Genomic DNA, 19,620 nt, shown 5'->3' with positions numbered 1-19,620 from the left:
GCTGTCAGGCCTTTTTAACGCTGCCTAGCCAGGCGGGGTCGAGGCGGGTTTGCTCGGTGTCTATCCCCAAGGCCTGCATCTTCGCGGTGTGTACGTCGATCTCGCCGACCAATTGCGCCTGGGCGCTGGAGTTGGCGTCCAGTTCATGCATCTGCGTGAGCCCCAAGTGGTAAAAACGCAGCAGTTTGATCGCCGTCGGGTCGTTGGCTTGCACGCGTTCGGTGACCTTGTGCATCACGTTGGTGACGCTCATCAAGCTGCGCTTGAGCTGCCAGCCATACACCGCCGGCGCCAGCCAAGGCTGAGTCCAGAACGGGCCGCGCACCAGGGCGACGGTGATCAATACGCCGGCGAACACGCCGCCGACATTGAAGCGAAAGTTGTCACCGCCGGGCGTGCCAAACAGCATCACCGCCAGGCTCGACAGCAGCATTGCCAGGGCCACGAACAGCACGGCGATGATAAGCGTGCTGCGTCGGGTCTGTTGGCGGAAGGTGGCAGGGTCGCAGGGTTTGAGCTCGAACATCCGGGTCAGGTCTCAAGAAGGGGCGGGGTGGCATCTTCGCACGCTTTGCGCAATCAAGTTGAACGATGGCTCGCGGCGGTTTCTCTAAACCTGTGTAGCCACCGTGAGGTAGACCATCATGCCCGATTATAAACAGCCACCGCCTGGTACACCCAACCCCGACCGCACGCCCGGCGAAGAGGAACGTGACAACGATGCGTTGCGTCCCAATGACCCGGCCCAGCGTCATGACGACGATGTGGAGCGGGTCGAGGAAGACCTGGAAAACCTGCACGACAAAGCCCGCCCGCTTTAAGTTTAGGAGGTCACTGTGAGCAATCCCCCGAAAGGCCCGCGTTCAAGCGAGCATGCCAGCGGCAAGGACGAACTGGGCTTTGACCCGGATTCCCCCGACGTGTCCGACCCGGTCGACCCCATCGGGCCTGCGATAGCCCCGCTGGACAAGGAAAAGCAGCCGAAAAAAAAGCCGCCCTACGATCCGTTGGGCGACTTGAAGACAACGTGAAGCACCCGCATCAGACCCGCCATCGCGGGGCTGATGTTTATGGGGCTTGTTTATGCGGCTGTGCTTACTTGGGCGGTACCCAAGTGACCTCGGTAATACCGAACTTCTCCGCCCAAGGCCGGGTGGTTTTTTTCACCTGTTCGTGACCTACACGCCCAATGCGGCTGACATGGGCGATGTCGGCATCCACCGCGGCCCAATGCCAGGCCTCGGCGTTGTTCATGACTTCTGCGCGCACCACAAAGGACTTCGGTTGACCGTGCAGCTGATAGTTGATGGTGTAGATTTTTGCGGTACTCATGTTGCCTCCCTGTCTTGTTATAGATGGATAGGCAAGTGTTCAAAAAGGTTCAGTCAAAATGACAAGTCGCAGGCTGGCACGGCATAGTGACGCCTTCGCCACGCGCTCAAGGATCGCGCCATGCCCCGATTGACTCACCGTCAGCTCTACCTGCAACGCCTGGGCTATGACTCGCCGCCACCGCCAACCTTGCAAACCTTACGCGAACTGCAGTTGCGCCATGTGTGCACCTTTGCCTTTGAGAGCCTGTCGACACTGCTGCGCACCCCGGTGCCAATCGACTTGCCGAGCATCGAGCAAAAGGTACTGCTCGACGGGCGTGGCGGGTATTGCTTCGAGCTGAACCACATGTTTCTGACGCTGTTGCAGGAATTGGGCTTCGAGGCGCGCGGCCATACCGGCTGGGTGGTGATGGGCGGGCCAACGGATGCGCGCACCGGTCGCACCCATCGCCTGAGCCTGGTCACCCTGGATGGCGTGCGCTACGTCACCGACGTCGGCTTCGGCGGCATGGTGCCGAGCAGCCCGTTGCAGTTGGACACGGACGCAACCCAGGCCACCGCCCATGAACCCTATCGCCTGACGTTCAATGGCGCCGATTACACCTTGTGGGCCCAGGTCGGCGAGGAGTGGCGTGGCTTGTATGTGTTCGACCTGCAAGAGCAGGCGGATATCGACTATGAAATCGGCAACTGGTACGTGTCGACGCACCCGGCTTCAACGTTTGTCGGTCAACTCAAAGCCGCGCTGCTCGCGCCGGGCAAACGCTACACCTTGAATAACGCCAACTATGCCGTCCACTACCTGGATCGGCCCAGTGAAAAGCGCGCAATCGAGAGCACCGATGAGCTGTTGACAGTGCTGCACGAGACCTTGGGCATTCGTCTGCCGGCCCATCCTCTGCTTCGCGAAGCCCTTGATGGCTTAGTAGTGGCTAATTCAAAAGAAACTTGAGGTAGAGCCTTCACTGAATCGTTTTTGCTCCAAGTCGACGCAAATTAATTCGAACCTTTGGCGAAAGCCGGGGTTCGAACCGTTTCCTGAATAATTTGCTCACCAGACAAGGAGATGTAAAACGATGTCCAAGCTATTCGGAAAACTGCTTAAGGGTTCCTCGCTGCTGGCGCTGGTCGCCGCGCCTGCCGTGGTGTTCGCCGCACCGTCCACCGGCCCGATTTCCATCCTCGGTTTGCAGGGCAGCTATAACGACTTCAAACTTGAAGGCGGCAGCAAAAGCGACAAGGACCACATGCCCGAAGCGGGTCTGTTCTACAACTTCGGCAACAAGCTCACCGCCGAGTCCGGCTTTATCTACCAGGCCGGTATCGAAGCCAAGTACGGCGAAAAGAGCGACAACAAGCTCAAGGAAGGCCAGGCTGACCTGGACCTCGGCTGGCGTGCCGCGCTGGACGCGCGCAACTTCGTCGACGTGATTGTGGGCGGTGGCTACAGCTGGACCCGCTACGAGCCGGACACCAACGATTACGACGTCAAGCTCACCAACAAATCGCCGTTCGCCAAGGCCGCACTGGGTTACAACCACCAGTTCGATGACATGACCCTGCGCGTCGAAGCCGGCGCCCGTCGTACTATCGACGGCCGCTCCAGGCTCAAGGTCGACGGCGTCGGCAGCGACACCGTGGACCTCAAGGACCGCACCAACCCTTACGCCGAAGTCAGCCTGCTGATGAACCAGAAGGGCGACTTGCCGGTGATGGCGGGCCTGTATTACACCCGTACCGAATACAAGCTCGACGATGACTCGTATGTCGCCGACAACACCAAGCTCAAGCGTGACGAGTACGGTTTCAAAGTCGGTATCGCGTTCTAAGCGAACGCCTGGATGCGGGGCGGCCAACGCCCCGCATTCGACTGCGCCATCAAGCTTCCTTTGTATCCGCCAACCCCCCCCGAACGCGCTACTGCGGCCAGTGGCATGTCTGAAGTGCAGTATCGCTGCATTCTTTCAGATAAAGCGCTGCGCCTGGTTTTGGGGCTGCTTCGCAGCCCAACGCGGGGCAAGCCCGCTCGCCACAGAGGTTGCGGCGAGTGTCTCAACCTAATGCAGCGAGTTGCGCCACGGTTTCTGGAAACCGCGCCACCAGCCGAATCAAGGTGGCGGCCTGGGCATTTGGCTTTGCGCGGCCTTGCTCCCAGTTTTCGAGGGTACGGACGTTGGTGCGCAGGTACATAGCGAACACCGAACGGGAGAGGTTGAGCTGTTGGCGCACGGCGACCACTTCTTCGGCCGTCAGCGGGGCCAGGTTGTTGAGCCGGACCTTGTGGGTGCGCAGGGTGACTTTGCCTTGGCGTTCTTCAGCCAGTGCGTCGAAGCCTTCGACCAGTTCGGAAAAGATTTCACGTTTCATGGTGTGTTCTCGCTTTGATTTCCCTGTCCAGCATGTGTTTTAGGGCTTTTTTGTGATGGGGGGCTAGGTCGTCCTGTTCGTGCTTGCCGTACAGGGTGAACAGCCAGAATTGCGTACCGCCCGACCACCAGTAGTAAATGACCCGCAGGCCACCGCGTTTGCCTTTGTTACGTCGCTCATCCACGAAGCGAACCTTGCGTAACCCGCCAGTTCCCTCGATCACGTCACCCGCTTCCGGGTTTTTCATCAACTCCTGTTGAAAGCCTTGGAAAAGCTCGTCACTCAGATAGTCCTTGCGATGCCGCTCGAAGGCCGGCAATTCGATAAATAGAGCATCCATGTTCTGTACTTAGCCTGCGTATAGTTTGGTGGCCCACTCGCCATGGGTCAAGTGACCTGGTTGTGGGAACTTTCCTAAAACGCAACCACCATACGGCGGCCTTCGGCGCGCAGATGCCAGATGCAGAGGCAGATAGAGAAGGAAATTTCGGCGAGTAGGGGAGGGTAAAACTACCTGCCCCCAGAAACGCAAAACGGCGCCCGAAGGCGCCGTTCTGTTTACCGCATGTTACTAAGCGATCAAACGCCCAGCACCGCGTGCTGCACCAGGGTGAGCAACGGTTGTGGGTACACACCCAGGAAGAACGCGAGCAGGGCGATAGCCAGCAGCATCACGCCACCGGCTTTCTGTTCCCAGTGCAGCTCGGCATCCACACGGCGCAGGTTTGGCTCGATCAGGTACAGGGTGACCATCACGCGCAGGTAGTAGAACACGCCGATGGCGCTGCCCAGTACCAAGGACGCAACCAACCACCATTCGTGGGCTTCAACGCCGGTGGCAACGATGTAGAACTTGCCGATAAAGCCCGCGGTCAGTGGGATACCCGCCAGGGACAACATCATCACGGTGAGTACGGCGGTCAGGTACGGACGGCGCCAGAACAGGCCGCGGTATTCGTACAGAGCGTCGGCATCACGGCCTTTGAACGGCGAGGACATCAGCGTGATCACACCGAACGCGCCGAGGCTGGTGATCACGTAGGTGACCAAGTACACGCCCATGGCTTCCACGGCCAGGCCTTTGCTCGCCACCAGGGCGATCAGCAGGTAACCGAAGTGGGCGATGGACGAATAGCCCAGCAGACGCTTGAGGTTGTTCTGGGTCAGGGCCAGCAGGTTACCGAACAGGATCGACGCAATCGCGATAATGGTCAGCACGTTGCTCAGCACGCCGGTGTTGGCGGCAGGGGAGATCTGGAACAGACGCACCATCACCGCAAACACCGCAACCTTCGACGCGGTGGCCAGGAACGCGGCCACTGGCGCCGGGGCGCCTTCGTACACGTCCGGGGTCCACAGGTGGAAAGGCACCAAGGACAGCTTGAACGCCAGGCCGATCAGCATCATCGCCAGGCCCAGTTGGGCAATCGGTGCAGGGCTATTGGTAGTCGCCAGGACGTGACCGATACCGGTGAAGCTCAGGCTGCCGGCTTCTGCGTAAAGCAGGGCCATACCGAACAACAGGAACGCGGAACCGGCGGCCGACAGCACCATGTACTTGATGCCGGCTTCCAGGGAGCGCTTGTTGAAGAAGGCGTAGGCCACCAAGCCGTAAGTCGGGATCGACAGCAGCTCCAGGCCGATGAACAAGCCGGCCAGGTGCTGCGCGCTGACCAGCACGATACCGCCGGCCGCAGCCAGCAGGATCAGCAGGTACAGCTCTTCCTTGTTGCCTGGGTAACCGGTGCCGCCTTCGCCGAGGTAGGCGTGGGCGAGGGTGACGCAGGCCAGGGTGGCGACGAGGATCAACGCGATATACAGCAGCGCGAAGTCATCGACCATCATCAGCGGGGTGACCGCCAGTGGTGCAACCTTGAGGGCCGGGATGATCGACAGCAGGGCCAGGTTCAAACCGGCACAGGACAGCAGGAACGTTTGTGAGTGATTGCGGCGCCAGGCGATCGCCAGCATCACCGCTACAACGGTGAGGCTGGTGATCAGCAGCGGCGCAAGCGCGATAAAGTGTTGGATCGTGAATTCCATAGCGCTCTTACCGTGCCGAAGCGAGTTGAGTGAAGGCGGTGCTGAACCACTGCTGCACGCCATGCATCGTCGCGGCAGAAGTGTCCAGGAACGGTTGCGGGTACACGCCGATGTAGATCAGCAGTACCGCAAGGCCGAGCACCATGATCAGTTCGCGAGCATCCATCCCTTGCAGAACGGTGTCGGACTTGGCCGGGCCGAAGTACGCGCGGTGGATCATGATCAGCGAGTAGACCGAACCGAACACCAGGCCGGAAGTAGCAATGGCGCTGATCCACGGCGTGTGCACGAACGAACCCATCAGGATCAGGAACTCGCCGATGAAGTTACCGGTACCCGGCAAGCCCAGGGACGCGGCGGCAAAGAACAGGCTGATCGCCGGCAGGTACGCGATCCGCGACCACACGCCACCCATCTCACGCATGTCACGGGTGTGCAGGCGCTCGTACAACTGGCCGCTGAGGATAAACAGCGCGGCGGCCGAAACACCGTGGGCCAACATCTGGATCACTGCGCCTTGCAACGCCAGCTGGCTGCCGGAGTAGATGCCGATCAGTACGAAACCCATGTGGGAAACGGACGAGAAGGCAATCAGACGCTTGATGTCGGTTTGGGCGAAGGCCAGGAACGCACCGTAGAAGATCCCGATCAGACCCAGGGTCATGGCGATCGGCGCAAACTCGGCCGAGGCATTCGGGAACAGCGGCAGGGCGAAACGCAGCAGGCCGTAGGCCGCGGTTTTCAGCAGGATGCCCGCCAAGTCCACGGAGCCCGCAGTCGGCGCCTGGGCGTGAGCATCCGGCAGCCAGGAGTGGAACGGCACCACCGGCAGCTTCACCGCGAAGGCGATGAAGAAGCCCAGCATCAGGATGTACTCGGTGGTCAGGGACATCTTGGTTTTCAACAGGTCGGCGTAGTTGAAGGTAATCACGCCCGTGCTGTTGAAGTTGACCAATACCAGACCCAGGATCGCCACCAACATGATCAGGCCGGAAGCCTGGGTGAAGATGAAGAACTTGGTCGCCGCGTAGATCCGGGTTTTCTTGCCGTCCGAAGAACTGTGACCCCAGAGCGCGATGAGGAAGTACATCGGCACCAGCATCATTTCCCAGAAGAAGAAGAACATGAACAGGTCCAGCGCCAGGAACACGCCGACAACACCGCCCAAAATCCACATCAGGTTCAGGTGGAAGAAGCCCACGTGACGCTGAATCTCTTTCCAGGAGCAGAGTACCGAGAGGATACCCAGCAGGCCGGTCAGCAGGATCATCAACAGCGACAGGCCGTCGAGGGCCAGGTGCACGTTAATGCCGAAGCGCTGGATCCACACGTGCTTGAATTCAAGCGCGAAGGTTGGATCGGCACCCGGTGCCGGAGCGAATGAATAGTCACCATGGGCCCACAGCCAGAGGCCGAGCGCGAGTTCCAGGGACATGGTCAGCAACGCAATCCAGCGGGGCAGGGTGGCGCCGAAGCGTTCACCCATCCAGCAGAGCAGGCCGCCGATAAAGGGGATCAGGATTAGCCAGGGCAGAATCATGACGGGCTCGTTTCCTTTCGCAAGTTCGCAAAGTGCATAGACATAGTCAGACCGCTACCACCACGATGGCGCCGATCACCAGAACGGCACCGGCCGCCATGGAAGCTGCATACCAGCGCAGTTGGCCAGTCTCGCTGCGGCTCAGGGCGGTGTGACCGGCCTTGGCGGCGCGCGGGATCAAACCGATGGTCTGGTCGAGCGGGTCTTTGCGCAGTACATGGCTGATGGCTAGGTAAGGCTTGACGAACAGTTTGTCGTAGATCCAGTCGAAGCCCCAGGCAGCGAACCACCAGGCCGACAGGAAGCGCCCGATGCCGCTGTTGGCAACAGCCGTAACGAAGCGACGCTTGCCGAGGAACAGCAGGGCCGCCAGCAGGATACCGGCGATGGCGATGGCGCCCGAGGCGATCTCCAGGCTGTGCTTGGCCGCGCCACCGGCATGGCCGGCGCTTTCCGGCAGTACACCGGCCAGTGGTGGGGTGATCATGGCGCCGATGAAGGTCGACAGGATGATCAGCACCGACAGTGGCAACCAGTGGGAGATACCGTGGCCTGCGTGTGCTTCGGTCTTGGCTTCACCGTGGAAGGTGATGAAGATCAGGCGGAAGGTGTACAGCGAGGTCATGAAGGCACCCACCAGGCCTGCGTACAGCAGGTTCTGGTTACCGCTGGCAAAGGCTTCCCAGAGGATTTCGTCTTTGGAGTAGAAACCTGCGGTCACCAATGGCAGGGCAGCGAGTGCGGCACCACCGACGATGAAGCTGGCGTAGGCCAACGGCAGTTTCTTCCACAGGCCACCCATCTTGAAGATGTTCTGCTCGTGGTGGCAGGCAACGATCACCGCACCGGAGGCAAGGAACAGCAGGGCCTTGAAGAAGGCGTGGGTCATCAGGTGGAAGATCGCCGCGTCCCAGGCACCCACGCCCAGGGCCAGGAACATGTAGCCGATCTGGCTCATGGTCGAGTAGGCGAGGATACGCTTGATGTCGGTCTGCACCAGCGCGGCGAAGCCGGCCAGTACCAGGGTCACGCCACCCACCAGGCCGACGAGATGCAGAATCTCCGGCGCCAGGGTGAACAGGCCATGGGTACGTGCAATCAGGTAGACACCGGCGGTTACCATGGTTGCCGCGTGAATCAGTGCGGAAACGGGAGTAGGACCGGCCATCGCATCCGCCAGCCAGGTTTGCAGCGGCAGTTGCGCGGATTTACCCACGGCGCCACCCAGCAGCATCAGGGTCGCCAGGGTGATCCAGAAGTCACCGACCTGGAACTTCTGCGGTGCCAGCACCAGCAGTTCCTGGATGTTCAGCGTGCCCACTTGTTGGAACAGGATGAACAGGCCGATGGCCATGAACACGTCGCCGATGCGGGTGACGATGAACGCCTTGAGTGCCGCGTTCCCGTTGTTGCGGTTGCTGTAGTAGAAACCGATCAACAGGTAGGAGCACAGGCCCACACCTTCCCAGCCGAAGTACAGGAACAACAGGTTATCGCCCAGCACCAGGAACAGCATGCTGGCGATAAACAGGTTGGTGTAGGCGAAGAAACGCGAGTAACCGGCTTCACCGCGCATGTACCAGGACGCGAACAGGTGGATCAGGAAGCCCACACCCACCACCACGCCGAGCATGGTGATCGACAGGCCGTCGACGTAGAGGGCGAAGTTGGGCTTGAAGCCTTCCACCGACATCCACTGCCACAGCACCAGGGTGTAGTGGCCGCCTTCCGGCGGCGCCACGTTGAATTGCCAGATGACGTAGGCGGCGACAATTGCCGACAGGCCAATGGAGCCCACACCCACCAGGGCGGACAGGTTTTCCGACCAGCGTCCACGGGAGAACGACAGCAGCAGGAAACCGATCAGGGGAAATACGAAAGTCAGAAAGATCATGTTCATCCGCGCATCTCACTGGCAGCGTCGATATCAAGCGTGTGGAAGCGACGATACAGTTGCAGCAGGATCGCCAGGCCAATACTGGCCTCGGCGGCTGCCAGGCTGATCACCAGGATGAACATGACTTGCCCATCCGGCTGGCCCCAACGTGCACCTGCAACGATGAAGGCCAGTGCGGCGGCGTTCATCATGATTTCCAGGCTCATCAACACGAACAAAATGTTACGGCGAACCATCAGGCCGACCAGGCCAAGGCAGAACAGGATGCCGGCGACCGCCAGACCATGCTCCAAAGGGATAGCAGGCATCGTCATTGCTCCTTGGCTTCGTTGCGGCCCAAGTGGAAGGCGGTGATGGCTGCAGCCAGCAGCAGCATCGAAGCCAGTTCGACCACCAGCAGGTACGGGCCGAACAGGCTGATGCCCACGGCCTTGGCGTCTACGGTGGTGTGGCCGATGGCCTGGCCGCTCTGGTGAGCGAACAGCACATACAACAGTTCACCCAGCAGCAGGGCTGCCAGGATGACCGGGCCGAGCCAGATGCCGGGCTTGAGCCAGACGCGTTCCTGGGCGACCGAAGCCGGCCCCAGGTTGAGCATCATCACCACAAACACGAACAGCACCATAATGGCGCCGGCGTAGGCGATCACTTCCAACACACCGGCGAACGGTGCGCCGAGGCTGAAAAAGGTCATGGCCACGGCGATCAGCGAAATGATCAGGTAGAGCAGGGCGTGCACGGGGTTGGTGTTGGTGATCACGCGAAGCGTGGACACCACTGCAATACCCGACGCGAAATAGAAAGCGAATTCCATCTTTCTTCCTTAAGGCAGCAAGCTCTTCACGTTGATCGGCTCGGCTTCGTTTTGTGCGGCGCCCTTCGGCTTACCGGCAACGGCCATACCTGCAACACGATAGAAGTTGTAATCAGGGTTTTTACCGGGACCAGAGATCAGCAGATCTTCTTTCTCGTACACCAGGTCCTGACGTTTGAACTCGGCCATCTCGAAATCCGGTGTCAGCTGGATCGCGGTGGTCGGGCAAGCTTCCTCGCAGAGGCCGCAGAAAATGCAGCGCGAGAAGTTGATGCGGAAGAAGTCCGGGTACCAGCGACCGTCTTCGGTTTCAGCTTTCTGCAGGGAGATGCAACCCACCGGGCACGCCACGGCGCACAGGTTGCAAGCTACGCAACGCTCTTCGCCATCGGGGTCGCGGGTCAGCACGATACGGCCGCGATAGCGCGGCGGCAGGTACACCGCTTCTTCCGGGTATTGCAGGGTGTCGCGTTTGCGAAAGCCATGGCCGAAAACCATCACCAGGCTTCGCAGCTGGGTACCGGTACCCTTAACGATGTCGCCAATATATTTGAACATGGGTCAAATCCTCACTGAACCGCGCCGGCTGGCGTGTTCAACAACACAACAGCAGCCGTCACCAGCAAATTGATCAGGGTCAGCGGCAGGCAGAATCTCCAGCTGAAATCCATCACTTGGTCATAGCGTGGGCGGGGAATAGACGCGCGCAGCAGGATGAACAGCATGATGAAGAACGCCGTCTTCAAGAAGAACCAGAAGAATGCCAGTTGCGGCAGGATGTTGAAAGGGCCGTGCCAGCCGCCGAAGAACAGCGTGACCAGCAATGCCGAGATCAAGATGATGCCGATGTATTCACCGACGAAGAACATGCCCCATTTCATGCCGGCGTATTCAATGTGGTAACCGTCGGCCAGTTCCTGCTCCGCTTCCGGCTGGTCGAACGGGTGACGGTGAGTCACGGCGACGCCAGCGATGAAGAACGTACAGAAGCCAAAGAACTGCGGAATGATGAACCACAGGTTCTGCGCCTGGTACTCGACGATGTCGCGCATGTTGAACGAGCCAACCTGCACCACGATGCCCATCAGCGCCAGGCCCATGAACACTTCGTAGGACACGGTCTGGGCCGACGCCCGCAAGCTGCCCAGCAGGGCGAACTTGTTGTTACTGGCCCAACCGGCGAACAGCACCGCATAGACCGACAGACCGGCCATGGCGAAGAAGAACAGCAAGCCGATGTTCAGGTCCGCCACGCCCCAGGTCGGGGTGATCGGGATGACGGCGAAGGCAATCAGCAAGGCGCTCATGGCCACGACCGGTGCCAGGGTGAAGATCACCTTGTCGGCAAACGGCGGGGTCCAGTCTTCCTTGAAGAACATTTTGAGCATGTCGGCAGCGATCTGGAACATGCCGAATGGGCCGACGCGGTTCGGACCGTAACGGTCCTGCCACCAGCCCAGCAGGCGACGTTCGACGAAGCTGAGCAAAGCGCCCGCGACGACCACGGCCAACAGGATCACGATGGCCTTGACGACCGAGATGATCACGTCGATCACTTCAGGGGTGAACCAGGTCATTGCGCTGCCTCCTGCAGACCGTCAACGGTTTGGCCAAAGATCGCCGGTGGAATACCCGCGAGGCCTTTTGGCAGTGCAACCAGGCCGGCACCTAACTCATCGCTGATGCGCAGCGGCAGACGCAGGGTCTTGCCACCCACGTTCAAGCTGAGCAGGGCACCGTCGTTGACGCCCAGGCGGTCGGCTTCGGACTTGGCCACGGACACATAAGCGGCGGGGATGCGCTGTTGAACCGGTGCGGCTTTGGAAGAGGTCTCTTCGCTGCCGAACAGGTGGAAGAACGGCACAACCTGCCAGGTGCCCTGGGCCGGGTTGAACGGACGCGGTACGGCGGCAAACCAGTTCAGCGAGTCACCGGTGCTTTCGATCAGGCGGGTGCCCGGGTCGCCAGCGCGGATGTGACCACCGACTTCGTCCTGGAACTTGTTCCAGGCTTGCGGCGAGTTCCAGCCCGGCGACCAGGCAAATGGCACCTGCTGACGTGGCTCGACCGAACCCGAGTAACCTTCCATGGAGAAGGCGAACGCGGTGTCGATGTCTTGCGGCGTACGCGGTTCATGCACGCTGATATCAGCACGCATGGCGGTACGGCCGGAGTAACGCAGCGGTTCACGGGCCAGTTTCATGCCCTTGATGCGGAACGATGCAGACGGTGCAGCGTCGACAATCCGCGCCAGCTGCGGCGCGCTGGCAGCGGCGGCGGCTGTTACGTGGTCGAGCTGGGTCCAGTCGATCGGCTGGTTCAGCAAGGTTGCGCGCAGGGCATGCAGCCAGCGCCAGCCTTCGTGAACCAGAATGCTGGCGTCCATGTACTTCGGATCGAACACCTGGAAGAAGCGCTGGGCGCGGCCTTCCTGGCTGACCAGGGTACCGTCGCCTTCGGCGAAGGTGGCGGCTGGCAGTACCAGGTCGGCGCGATCGCTGGTGGCGGTCTTCTGGTGGTCGGCAACGATCAGCACTTTGGCGGCATCCAGCGCGGCGTCGACCTTGGCCGAATCCGTGCGGGTGTACAGGTCGTTTTCCAGTACCACAATGGCGTCAGCGTTGCCGTCGATTACGGCTTGCAGGGCTGCGTCCAGCGATTCGCCACCGAGCATGGCCAGGCCGAGGCTGTTGGCTTCCGGCACGACCAAGCTGATGGAACCGTTCTTGTCGCGCAGCTTCAAGGCTTTGGCGATGTTGGCGGCGGCTTCGATCAGCGCTTTGGAACCCAGCGAGGTACCGGCAATGATCAGCGGGCGCTTGGCGGCCAGCAGGGCGTCGGCGATGCGTTGGGCCAGTTCAACGGCTTCAGTGTCCAGGCCTTCGACGGCAGGCGCGCTGGCGTCCAGGGCGTGGGCCACGGCGAAACCGATGCGGGCCAGGTCGTCAGGTGCGGCGTGGACGCATTCTTCGGCGATGTCGTCGAGTTTGGTTTCTGCAAGGCTTGCGATAAACAGCGGGTTCAGCGCGTGCTGGCCGATGTTTTTCACCGCGGCGTCGAGCCAAGGCTGTACGCGCATGGCGTCGGCCATCTCTTCGGCCTTGCCTTTGACCGACTGGCGCAGCGACAGCGCGATACGCGCGGCGGTCTGGGTCAGGTCTTCGCCGAGCACGAAGATCGCGTCGTGGTCTTCGATGTCACGCATGTTCGGAACCGGCAGCGGGCTGTCGTTCAGCACTTGCAGGACCAGGCGGATGTGCTCCAGCTCAGCGGCTTCGATACCGCAGTAGAAGTGCTCGGCGCCGACCAGTTCGCGCAACGCGTAGTTGCTTTCGAGGCTGGCGCGTGGCGAACCGATACCGACGATGTTGCGGCCGCGCAGCAGGTCGGCGGCTTTATCCAGCGCGTCGTCCAGGCTCAGCTTGGCGCCATCGGCCAGCAGTGGCTGGCGCGGGCGGTCTTCGCGGTTGACGTAGCCGTAGCCGAAACGGCCACGGTCGCACAGGAAGTACTGGTTGACCGAGCCGTTGAAGCGGTTTTCGATGCGACGCAGTTCGCCGTAGCGCTCGCCCGGGGAGATGTTGCAACCGCTGGAGCAGCCATGGCAGATGCTTGGCGAGAACTGCATGTCCCACTTACGGTTGTAGCGCTCGGAGTGGGTCTTGTCGGTGAACACACCGGTCGGGCAGACCTCGGTGAGGTTGCCGGAGAACTCGCTTTCGAGCACGCCGTCTTCAACGCGACCGAAGTACACGTTGTCGTGGGCGCCGAATACGCCGAGGTCGGTGCCGCCAGCGTAGTCTTTATAGAAACGTACGCAACGGTAGCAGGCGATGCAGCGGTTCATTTCGTGGGAAATGAACGGGCCGAGGTCCTGGTTCTGGTGGGTACGCTTGGTGAAGCGATAACGGCGCTCGTTGTGGCCGGTCATCACCGTCATGTCTTGCAGGTGGCAGTGACCGCCTTCCTCACAGACCGGGCAGTCGTGGGGGTGGTTGGTCATCAGCCATTCGACAACGCTGGCGCGGAACGCCTTGGATTCTTCATCTTCGATGGAGATCCAGGTGTTGTCGGTGGCTGGGGTCATGCAGGACATGACGATACGACCACGGGTGTCGTTTTCGTCGGTGTACTGCTTGACCGCACACTGGCGACAGGCGCCAACGCTACCAAGGGCTGGGTGCCAGCAGAAATAAGGGATGTCGAGGCCTAGTGAGAGACATGCCTGTAACAGGTTGTCTGCCCCATCGACTTCGAGCGCTTTGCCGTCTACGTGGATAGTGGCCATGGTTCAAAGTTCTTCGTTGGCCCGTTGTCAGCGGGCGTGGCTAATGGAATCTTGTTATTCATGTGCATCAACACAGCCATAACGGCGTCAGCACATGAGAAAGCGAAGGGCACGGACCCTTCGCCTTTTAAAGCGTTACGCGCCGACTACGATCGGCCTTGCCAGAGGCGGGACGGCGGCGCTGGTAGGCGCGATGCCGGCTTCGAACTCCGAGCGGAAGTATTTGATTGCGCTGCCCAATGGTTCCACGGCGCCCGGTGCGTGAGCACAGAAAGTCTTGCCTGGGCCGAGGAAACCGACCAGACCCAGCAGGGTCTCGATGTCACCTGGCTGGCCTTCGCCTTTCTCGATCGCCATCAAGAGCTTCACGCTCCAGGGCAAACCGTCACGGCACGGGGTGCAGAAACCGCAGGATTCGCGGGAGAAGAACTGCTCCATGTTGCGCAGCAACGAGACCATGTTCACGGTGTTGTCCACCGCCATCGCCAGGCCAGTCCCCATACGGGTGCCGACTTTGCCGATGCCGCCGGCATACATTTGTGCATCGAGGTGCTCAGGGAGCAGGAAGCCGGTGCCGGCACCGCCTGGCTGCCAGGCCTTGAGGGTGTAGCCGTCGCGCATGCCGCCGGCGTAGTCCTCGAACAACTCGCGAGCGGTCACGCCGAACGGCAGTTCCCACAGACCTGGGTTCTTGACCTTGCCGGAGAAGCCCATGAGCTTAGTGCCCATGTCTTCGCTGCCTTCGCGGGCCAACGATTTGTACCAGTCCACGCCGTCGGCGATGATCGCCGGCACGTTGCACAGGGTTTCAACGTTGTTCACGCACGTCGGCTTGCCCCACACGCCCACGGCGGCAGGGAAGGGCGGCTTGGAACGCGGGTTGGCGCGGCGGCCTTCGAGGGAGTTGATCAGTGCGGTTTCTTCACCGCAGATGTAACGCCCGGCGCCGGTGTGCACGAACAGTTCGAAGTCAAAACCGGAACCGAGGATGTTCTTGCCCAACAGGCCGGCGGCCTTGGCTTCTTCCACGGCACGGGTGAGGTGCTTGGCGGCGGTGGTGTATTCGCCACGCAGGAAGATGTAGCCACGGTAGGTTTTCAGCGCGCGGGCGCTGATCAGCATGCCTTCGATCAGCAGATGGGGCAGTTGCTCCATCAGCATGCGGTCTTTCCAGGTGTTCGGCTCCATTTCATCCGCGTTGCACAGCAGGTAGCGGATGTTGATGGATTCGTCTTTGGGCATCAGGCCCCATTTGACGCCGGTGGGGAAGCCGGCGCCGCCGCGACCTTTAAGGCCGGCGTCTTTCACGGTCTGGACGATATCGTCCTGGGCCATGTCGGCGAAGGCTTTACGCGCAGCCGCATAACCGTTCTTGGCCTGGTACTCGTCGAGCCAAACGGCTTCGCCGTCGTCACGCAGGCGCCAGGTCAGCGGGTGAGTCTCGGCCGAACGCTTGATCAGGTTGGCCGGGCCGAAGGAAGTCAGGGTCATGGGTAGCCCTCGAGCAATTGGGTCACGCCAGCAGGCTGCACGTCACCGAATGTGTCGTCGTCGATCATCAACGCCGGCGCCTTGTCGCAGTTGCCCAGGCAGCACACCGGCAGCAGCGTGAAGCGGCCGTCCGGGGTGGTTTCGCCGAGGCCAATGCCCAGCTTGTTCTGGATCTCGCTGACCACGGACTCGTGGCCGCCGATGTAGCAAACCATGCTGTCGCACACGCGAATGATGTGGCGGCCCACCGGCTGGCGGAAGATCTGGCTGTAGAACGTGGCCACACCTTCAACGTCGCTGGCCGGGATGCCGAGGATCTCGCCGATGGCGTAGAGGGCGCCGTCAGGCACCCAGCCACGTTCCTTCTGGACGATCTTCAGGGCTTCGATCGACGCCGCGCGCGGGTCTTCGTAGTGATGCAACTCGTGCTCGATGGCCGAGCGCTCGGTTTCACTCAGGGTGAAACGGTCTGTTTGGATAAGCGTGCTGTTCATGCTTAGCGGTCCACGTCGGCCATAACGAAATCGATACTACCCAGGTACGCAATCAAGTCCGCGACCATCTCGCCTTTGATCACCGAAGGGATCTGCTGCAAGTGCGGGAAGCTTGGGGTGCGAATCCGGGTGCGGTAGCTCATGGTGCCGCCATCGCTCGTCAGGTAATAACTGTTGATACCCTTGGTCGCTTCGATCATCTGGAAGGATTCGTTGGCCGGCATCACCGGGCCCCACGAAACTTGCAGGAAGTGCGTGATCAGGGTTTCGATGTGCTGCAGCGTGCGTTCTTTAGGCGGCGGCGTGGTCAGCGGGTGATCCGCCTTGTACGGGCCTGCCGGCATGTTGCGCATGCACTGCTCGATGATCTTCAGGCTCTGGCGCATTTCTTCGACGCGCACGATGCAACGGTCGTAGGCATCGCCGTTGGCCGCCAGCGGGACTTCGAATTCGAAGTTCTCGTAGCCGGAGTACGGGCGCGCTTTACGCAGGTCGAAATCGCAACCCGTTGAGCGCAGACCGGCACCGGTGACGCCCCATTCCAGGGCTTCTTTGGTGTTGTACTGCGCGACGCCGATGGTGCGGCCCTTGAGGATGCTGTTGTCCAGGGCGGCTTTCTGGTACTCGTCCAGACGCTTGGGCATCCAGTCGATGAACTCCTTGACCAGGCGTTCCCAGCCATTCGGCAGGTCGTGGGCCACACCGCCGATGCGGTACCAGGCCGGGTGCAAGCGGAAACCGGTAACGGCTTCGATGACCTTGTAGGCGCGCTGACGGTCGGTGAAGGTGAAGAACACCGGGGTCATGGCGCCGACGTCCTGGATGTAAGTACCCAGGAACAGCAGGTGGCTGGTGATCCGGAAGAACTCGGCCATCATGATGCGGATGGTGTCGACGCGGTCTGGCACCTTGATGCCGGCCAGCTTCTCGACCGAGAGCACGTACGGCAGGTTGTTCATCACGCCGCCGAGGTAGTCGATACGGTCGGTGTACGGGATGAAGCTGTGCCACGACTGGCGCTCGGCCATCTTCTCGGCACCACGGTGGTGGTAGCCGATGTCCGGCACGCAGTCGACGATTTCTTCGCCGTCCAGTTGCAGGATGATACGGAAGGCACCGTGAGCCGAAGGGTGGTTCGGGCCCAGGTTGAGGAACATGTAGTCCTCGTTGGTGCCGGAGCGCTTCATGCCCCAGTCTTCCGGGCGGAAGCGTGCTGCTTCCTCTTCAAGCTGTTGCTTGGCCAGGGTCAGGCTGAAGGGATCGAATTCGGTGGCGCGCGCAGGGTAGTCCTTGCGCAGCGGGTGACCTTCCCAGGTCGGCGGCATCATGATGCGCGTCAGGTGCGGGTGGCCGGGGAAGTCGATGCCGAACATGTCCCAGACTTCACGCTCGTACCAACTGGCGTTCGGCCAGATACCGGTGACGGTCGGCACGCTCAGGTCGCTCTCGGACAGGGCGACCTTGATCATCACGTCGCTGTTACGCTCGATCGACAGCAGGTGATAGAACACGGTGAAATCGGCGCCGCTCGGCAGCCCTTGGCGCTTGGTGCGCAGACGCTCGTCCACGCCATGCAGGTCATAGAGCATGACGTACGGCTTGGGCAGGTTGCGCAGGAAGCTCAGGACTTCGACGAGCTTGGCACGCGCCACCCACAGCACCGGCATACCGGTGCGCGTGGCCTGGGCGGTGAAGGCGTCAGGGCCAAAACGGTTATTGAGTTCGACAACCACATCCTGGTCGTCTGCCTTATAAGGCGGGATGCGTCGAGCACTGCCTGTAGTCATGGTTTTTTATCGCTTTCGGTCAACGTAAAGAATGAAGCCAGGTTTTCGTTCTATTTAAGAAGCGGTGCTGGATCAGACTTCGTCGGGGCTGCGCAGGTTGGTGACTGCGATTCGCTGTTCGCGGCGCGCATCCTTTTGCGAAGGCATCTCGGCGCGGTACACGCCTTGATCGCCGACGACCCAGGAAAGTGGGCGACGCTCCTTGCCAATCGATTCCTGCAACAGCATCAAGCCTTGCAGAAAAGCTTCAGGGCGGGGCGGGCAGCCAGGCACGTAGACGTCCACGGGCAGGAACTTGTCCACCCCTTGAACGACGGAGTAGATGTCGTACATGCCACCGGAGTTGGCGCACGAACCCATGGAGATGACCCACTTTGGCTCGAGCATTTGCTCGTAGAGACGCTGAATGATCGGCGCCATCTTGATAAAGCAGGTTCCGGCGATAACCATGAAATCCGCCTGGCGCGGTGATGCCCGGATAACTTCGGCGCCAAAGCGCGCGATGTCGTGGGGCGCCGTGAAGGCGGTGGTCATTTCCACGTAGCAGCAAGAAAGACCGAAGTTGTACGGCCACAGGGAGTTCTTACGTCCCCAGTTGACCGCGCCACTCAGCACGTCTTCCAGCTTGCCCATGTAGATGTTTTTGTGGACTTGATCTTCTAACGGATCGGAAACGGTTTCCCGTTCGCCGATAGGGTACTGATCGTTAGGAGCATCCGGGTCGATCCTGGTGAGATTGTATTGCATCGCCAAAGCCTCATTGTTTCAGCTTCGCTTGCCGCTTGCGACGAGCTTCCGGAGCCCAATCAAGGGCGCCCACTCGAAATAGGTAGACAAGGCCTGCCAACAGAATTGCTATGAAAACGAGGGCTTCGACGAATCCGGTCCAGCCGCTTTCGCGGACGGACACAGACCAGGCAAAGAGAAAGAGGGCTTCGATATCGAAGATCACGAACAGCATCGCGACCAGATAGAATTTGGCTGAGAGCCGCAAGCGGGCGCCACCTGTAGGCAGCATGCCGGACTCGAACGGTTCATTTTTGCTGCGGCCCCAGGCTTTTGACCCGAGGAGGCTGGAGACGCCGAGCATGAAGGCACAAAGGCCGACAACACCGAGGAGGAAAATGGCAAAGCCCCAGTTGTGGGCCATGAGTCCTGTCGCTTCGGTCATGCTGGAAATCCTTAACAGAGAGCAAAGGTCTCTGAGCTCGAAAAAGTAACGATGCAGTGACGATATGTCGCACTGCAATCAATCGCGGTGATTTTATGGCTAAACACCGGGCAAGTAAAATTTCGATAGCGAAATTATTCGATGGAATAAGGACATAGTGCACCTCTTTGGGGCTGTAGCCCTTATGGGACGGGGATTAGCGGGCATTTAATCAATTCTGTTTTGTTTAATGAGTAACGAAGTTTTCATCCGCCAAATGATAATGAATATTGTTTGCGCGGGGTTTAAGCGAATGTTTCTCGTGTAGCGGGGGAAGTTGCCGTTACTTGCTTGAGTACCGCTAGTTGCTTGAAGGGACCTTTTAACCGATTTGATCCGAGCACATACCGCTCTG

At 60.4% G+C, this 19,620-nt stretch carries 21 protein-coding genes; 4 read left to right on the top strand and 17 right to left on the bottom strand.

The features are described from left to right. Nucleotides 1–4 precede the first annotated feature (4 nt). The gene (locus tag KZH41_RS18725) at nt 5–526 is read right to left on the bottom strand and encodes a DUF3087 domain-containing protein (RefSeq protein ID WP_094950594.1); all 522 of its coding nucleotides are present in this window, start codon (nt 524–526) and stop codon (nt 5–7) included. A 118-nt stretch (nt 527–644) separates the two neighbouring features. On the opposite strand from KZH41_RS18725, the gene KZH41_RS18720 reads away from it, so the two are divergent. Then, complete coding sequence (locus tag KZH41_RS18720) at nt 645–821, top strand: hypothetical protein (protein WP_176462926.1); 177 nt, start codon at nt 645–647, stop codon at nt 819–821. Nucleotides 822–836: 15 nt separating this feature from the next. Next, nucleotides 837–1,031, top strand: coding sequence for a DUF6021 family protein (locus KZH41_RS18715; RefSeq protein WP_263273451.1), 195 nt, complete (start codon nt 837–839; stop codon nt 1,029–1,031). A 64-nt stretch (nt 1,032–1,095) separates the two neighbouring features. Here the strand turns inward: KZH41_RS18715 and KZH41_RS18710 are convergent, their stop codons facing one another. After that, a complete protein-coding gene (locus KZH41_RS18710; RefSeq protein WP_094950596.1) occupies nt 1,096–1,332 on the bottom strand; it encodes a DUF6555 family protein in 237 nt (78 codons plus the stop codon). Between the two features lie 120 nt (nt 1,333–1,452). On the opposite strand from KZH41_RS18710, the gene KZH41_RS18705 reads away from it, so the two are divergent. Then, nucleotides 1,453–2,286 (top strand): arylamine N-acetyltransferase family protein, encoded by an 834-nt coding sequence (locus KZH41_RS18705; RefSeq protein ID WP_242150630.1) that lies wholly within the window; start codon nt 1,453–1,455, stop codon nt 2,284–2,286. 124 nt (nt 2,287–2,410) lie between these two features. Beyond that, nucleotides 2,411–3,163 (top strand): outer membrane beta-barrel protein, encoded by a 753-nt coding sequence (locus KZH41_RS18700; protein WP_094950598.1) that lies wholly within the window; start codon nt 2,411–2,413, stop codon nt 3,161–3,163. A 223-nt stretch (nt 3,164–3,386) separates the two neighbouring features. Here the strand turns inward: KZH41_RS18700 and KZH41_RS18695 are convergent, their stop codons facing one another. The 15 genes from KZH41_RS18695 to KZH41_RS18625 all read right to left on the bottom strand — a co-directional run bounded on the left by KZH41_RS18695 (nt 3,387) and on the right by KZH41_RS18625 (nt 19,226). Then, complete coding sequence (locus KZH41_RS18695; RefSeq protein WP_094950599.1) at nt 3,387–3,701, bottom strand: helix-turn-helix domain-containing protein; 315 nt, start codon at nt 3,699–3,701, stop codon at nt 3,387–3,389. Further along, nucleotides 3,691–4,041 (bottom strand): toxin, encoded by a 351-nt coding sequence (locus KZH41_RS18690; RefSeq protein WP_094950600.1) that lies wholly within the window; start codon nt 4,039–4,041, stop codon nt 3,691–3,693. Before KZH41_RS18690 ends, KZH41_RS18695 begins: the two co-directional genes overlap by 11 nt. 239 nt (nt 4,042–4,280) lie before the next feature. After that, complete coding sequence (gene nuoN / locus KZH41_RS18685) at nt 4,281–5,744, bottom strand: NADH-quinone oxidoreductase subunit NuoN (protein ID WP_263273450.1); 1,464 nt, start codon at nt 5,742–5,744, stop codon at nt 4,281–4,283. 7 nt (nt 5,745–5,751) lie between these two features. Beyond that, entirely contained in the window at nt 5,752–7,284 is a 1,533-nt protein-coding gene (nuoM, locus tag KZH41_RS18680) for an NADH-quinone oxidoreductase subunit M (RefSeq protein ID WP_064452906.1), read from the bottom strand. Nucleotides 7,285–7,330: 46 nt separating this feature from the next. Then, nucleotides 7,331–9,184 carry an NADH-quinone oxidoreductase subunit L gene (nuoL, locus tag KZH41_RS18675; protein WP_094950602.1) on the bottom strand — a complete coding sequence of 618 codons (1,854 nt, stop codon included), beginning with the start codon at nt 9,182–9,184 and terminating at the stop codon, nt 7,331–7,333. Continuing rightward, the gene (gene nuoK, locus KZH41_RS18670) at nt 9,181–9,489 is read right to left on the bottom strand and encodes an NADH-quinone oxidoreductase subunit NuoK (protein WP_003174727.1); all 309 of its coding nucleotides are present in this window, start codon (nt 9,487–9,489) and stop codon (nt 9,181–9,183) included. The genes nuoL and nuoK overlap by 4 nt, the downstream gene beginning before the upstream one ends. Before the next feature lie 2 nt (nt 9,490–9,491). Next, nucleotides 9,492–9,995 (bottom strand): NADH-quinone oxidoreductase subunit J, encoded by a 504-nt coding sequence (gene nuoJ / locus KZH41_RS18665; RefSeq protein WP_003219561.1) that lies wholly within the window; start codon nt 9,993–9,995, stop codon nt 9,492–9,494. Between the two features lie 9 nt (nt 9,996–10,004). Further along, nucleotides 10,005–10,553, bottom strand: a complete 549-nt coding sequence (gene nuoI / locus KZH41_RS18660) for an NADH-quinone oxidoreductase subunit NuoI (protein WP_003174725.1) — start codon at nt 10,551–10,553, stop codon at nt 10,005–10,007. A gap of 11 nt (nt 10,554–10,564) precedes the next feature. After that, nucleotides 10,565–11,572, bottom strand: coding sequence for an NADH-quinone oxidoreductase subunit NuoH (nuoH, locus tag KZH41_RS18655; RefSeq protein ID WP_083357964.1), 1,008 nt, complete (start codon nt 11,570–11,572; stop codon nt 10,565–10,567). Then, a complete protein-coding gene (gene nuoG, locus KZH41_RS18650; protein WP_094950604.1) occupies nt 11,569–14,283 on the bottom strand; it encodes an NADH-quinone oxidoreductase subunit NuoG in 2,715 nt (904 codons plus the stop codon). The genes nuoH and nuoG overlap by 4 nt, the downstream gene beginning before the upstream one ends. A 135-nt stretch (nt 14,284–14,418) precedes the next feature. Continuing rightward, entirely contained in the window at nt 14,419–15,774 is a 1,356-nt protein-coding gene (gene nuoF / locus KZH41_RS18645; protein ID WP_242150623.1) for an NADH-quinone oxidoreductase subunit NuoF, read from the bottom strand. Then, complete coding sequence (gene nuoE, locus KZH41_RS18640) at nt 15,771–16,268, bottom strand: NADH-quinone oxidoreductase subunit NuoE (protein ID WP_094950606.1); 498 nt, start codon at nt 16,266–16,268, stop codon at nt 15,771–15,773. Before nuoE ends, nuoF begins: the two co-directional genes overlap by 4 nt. Nucleotides 16,269–16,270: 2 nt before the next feature. Beyond that, the gene (gene nuoC / locus KZH41_RS18635; RefSeq protein WP_094950607.1) at nt 16,271–18,055 is read right to left on the bottom strand and encodes an NADH-quinone oxidoreductase subunit C/D; all 1,785 of its coding nucleotides are present in this window, start codon (nt 18,053–18,055) and stop codon (nt 16,271–16,273) included. A 72-nt stretch (nt 18,056–18,127) separates the two neighbouring features. Beyond that, a complete protein-coding gene (locus tag KZH41_RS18630) occupies nt 18,128–18,802 on the bottom strand; it encodes a NuoB/complex I 20 kDa subunit family protein (RefSeq protein ID WP_094950608.1) in 675 nt (224 codons plus the stop codon). 10 nt (nt 18,803–18,812) lie between these two features. Further along, complete coding sequence (locus tag KZH41_RS18625; RefSeq protein WP_003219575.1) at nt 18,813–19,226, bottom strand: NADH-quinone oxidoreductase subunit A; 414 nt, start codon at nt 19,224–19,226, stop codon at nt 18,813–18,815. Nucleotides 19,227–19,620 lie beyond the last annotated feature (394 nt).

Origin of the sequence: Pseudomonas sp. YeP6b (assembly GCF_025642995.1) — a bacterium.
Lineage (GTDB): Bacteria > Pseudomonadota > Gammaproteobacteria > Pseudomonadales > Pseudomonadaceae > Aquipseudomonas.
This window is presented reverse-complemented; position numbering and strand designations above follow the sequence as displayed.

Excerpts from the sequence above, each read along its gene's own strand:
- KZH41_RS18725 (WP_094950594.1), bottom strand. The coding sequence starts at position 526 with ATGTTCGAGCTCAAACCCTGCGACCCTGCCACCTTCCGCCAACAGACC.
- KZH41_RS18720 (WP_176462926.1), top strand. The coding sequence starts at position 645 with ATGCCCGATTATAAACAGCCACCGCCTGGTACACCCAACCCCGACCGC.
- KZH41_RS18710 (WP_094950596.1), bottom strand. The coding sequence starts at position 1,332 with ATGAGTACCGCAAAAATCTACACCATCAACTATCAGCTGCACGGTCAA.
- KZH41_RS18705 (WP_242150630.1), top strand. The coding sequence starts at position 1,453 with ATGCCCCGATTGACTCACCGTCAGCTCTACCTGCAACGCCTGGGCTAT.
- KZH41_RS18700 (WP_094950598.1), top strand. The coding sequence starts at position 2,411 with ATGTCCAAGCTATTCGGAAAACTGCTTAAGGGTTCCTCGCTGCTGGCG.
- KZH41_RS18695 (WP_094950599.1), bottom strand. The coding sequence starts at position 3,701 with ATGAAACGTGAAATCTTTTCCGAACTGGTCGAAGGCTTCGACGCACTG.
- KZH41_RS18690 (WP_094950600.1), bottom strand. The coding sequence starts at position 4,041 with ATGGATGCTCTATTTATCGAATTGCCGGCCTTCGAGCGGCATCGCAAG.
- nuoN (WP_263273450.1), bottom strand. The coding sequence starts at position 5,744 with ATGGAATTCACGATCCAACACTTTATCGCGCTTGCGCCGCTGCTGATC.
- nuoM (WP_064452906.1), bottom strand. The coding sequence starts at position 7,284 with ATGATTCTGCCCTGGCTAATCCTGATCCCCTTTATCGGCGGCCTGCTC.
- nuoL (WP_094950602.1), bottom strand. The coding sequence starts at position 9,184 with ATGAACATGATCTTTCTGACTTTCGTATTTCCCCTGATCGGTTTCCTG.
- nuoK (WP_003174727.1), bottom strand. The coding sequence starts at position 9,489 with ATGCCTGCTATCCCTTTGGAGCATGGTCTGGCGGTCGCCGGCATCCTG.
- nuoJ (WP_003219561.1), bottom strand. The coding sequence starts at position 9,995 with ATGGAATTCGCTTTCTATTTCGCGTCGGGTATTGCAGTGGTGTCCACG.
- nuoI (WP_003174725.1), bottom strand. The coding sequence starts at position 10,553 with ATGTTCAAATATATTGGCGACATCGTTAAGGGTACCGGTACCCAGCTG.
- nuoH (WP_083357964.1), bottom strand. The coding sequence starts at position 11,572 with ATGACCTGGTTCACCCCTGAAGTGATCGACGTGATCATCTCGGTCGTC.
- nuoG (WP_094950604.1), bottom strand. The coding sequence starts at position 14,283 with ATGGCCACTATCCACGTAGACGGCAAAGCGCTCGAAGTCGATGGGGCA.
- nuoF (WP_242150623.1), bottom strand. The coding sequence starts at position 15,774 with ATGACCCTGACTTCCTTCGGCCCGGCCAACCTGATCAAGCGTTCGGCC.
- nuoE (WP_094950606.1), bottom strand. The coding sequence starts at position 16,268 with ATGAACAGCACGCTTATCCAAACAGACCGTTTCACCCTGAGTGAAACC.
- nuoC (WP_094950607.1), bottom strand. The coding sequence starts at position 18,055 with ATGACTACAGGCAGTGCTCGACGCATCCCGCCTTATAAGGCAGACGAC.
- KZH41_RS18630 (WP_094950608.1), bottom strand. The coding sequence starts at position 18,802 with ATGCAATACAATCTCACCAGGATCGACCCGGATGCTCCTAACGATCAG.
- KZH41_RS18625 (WP_003219575.1), bottom strand. The coding sequence starts at position 19,226 with ATGACCGAAGCGACAGGACTCATGGCCCACAACTGGGGCTTTGCCATT.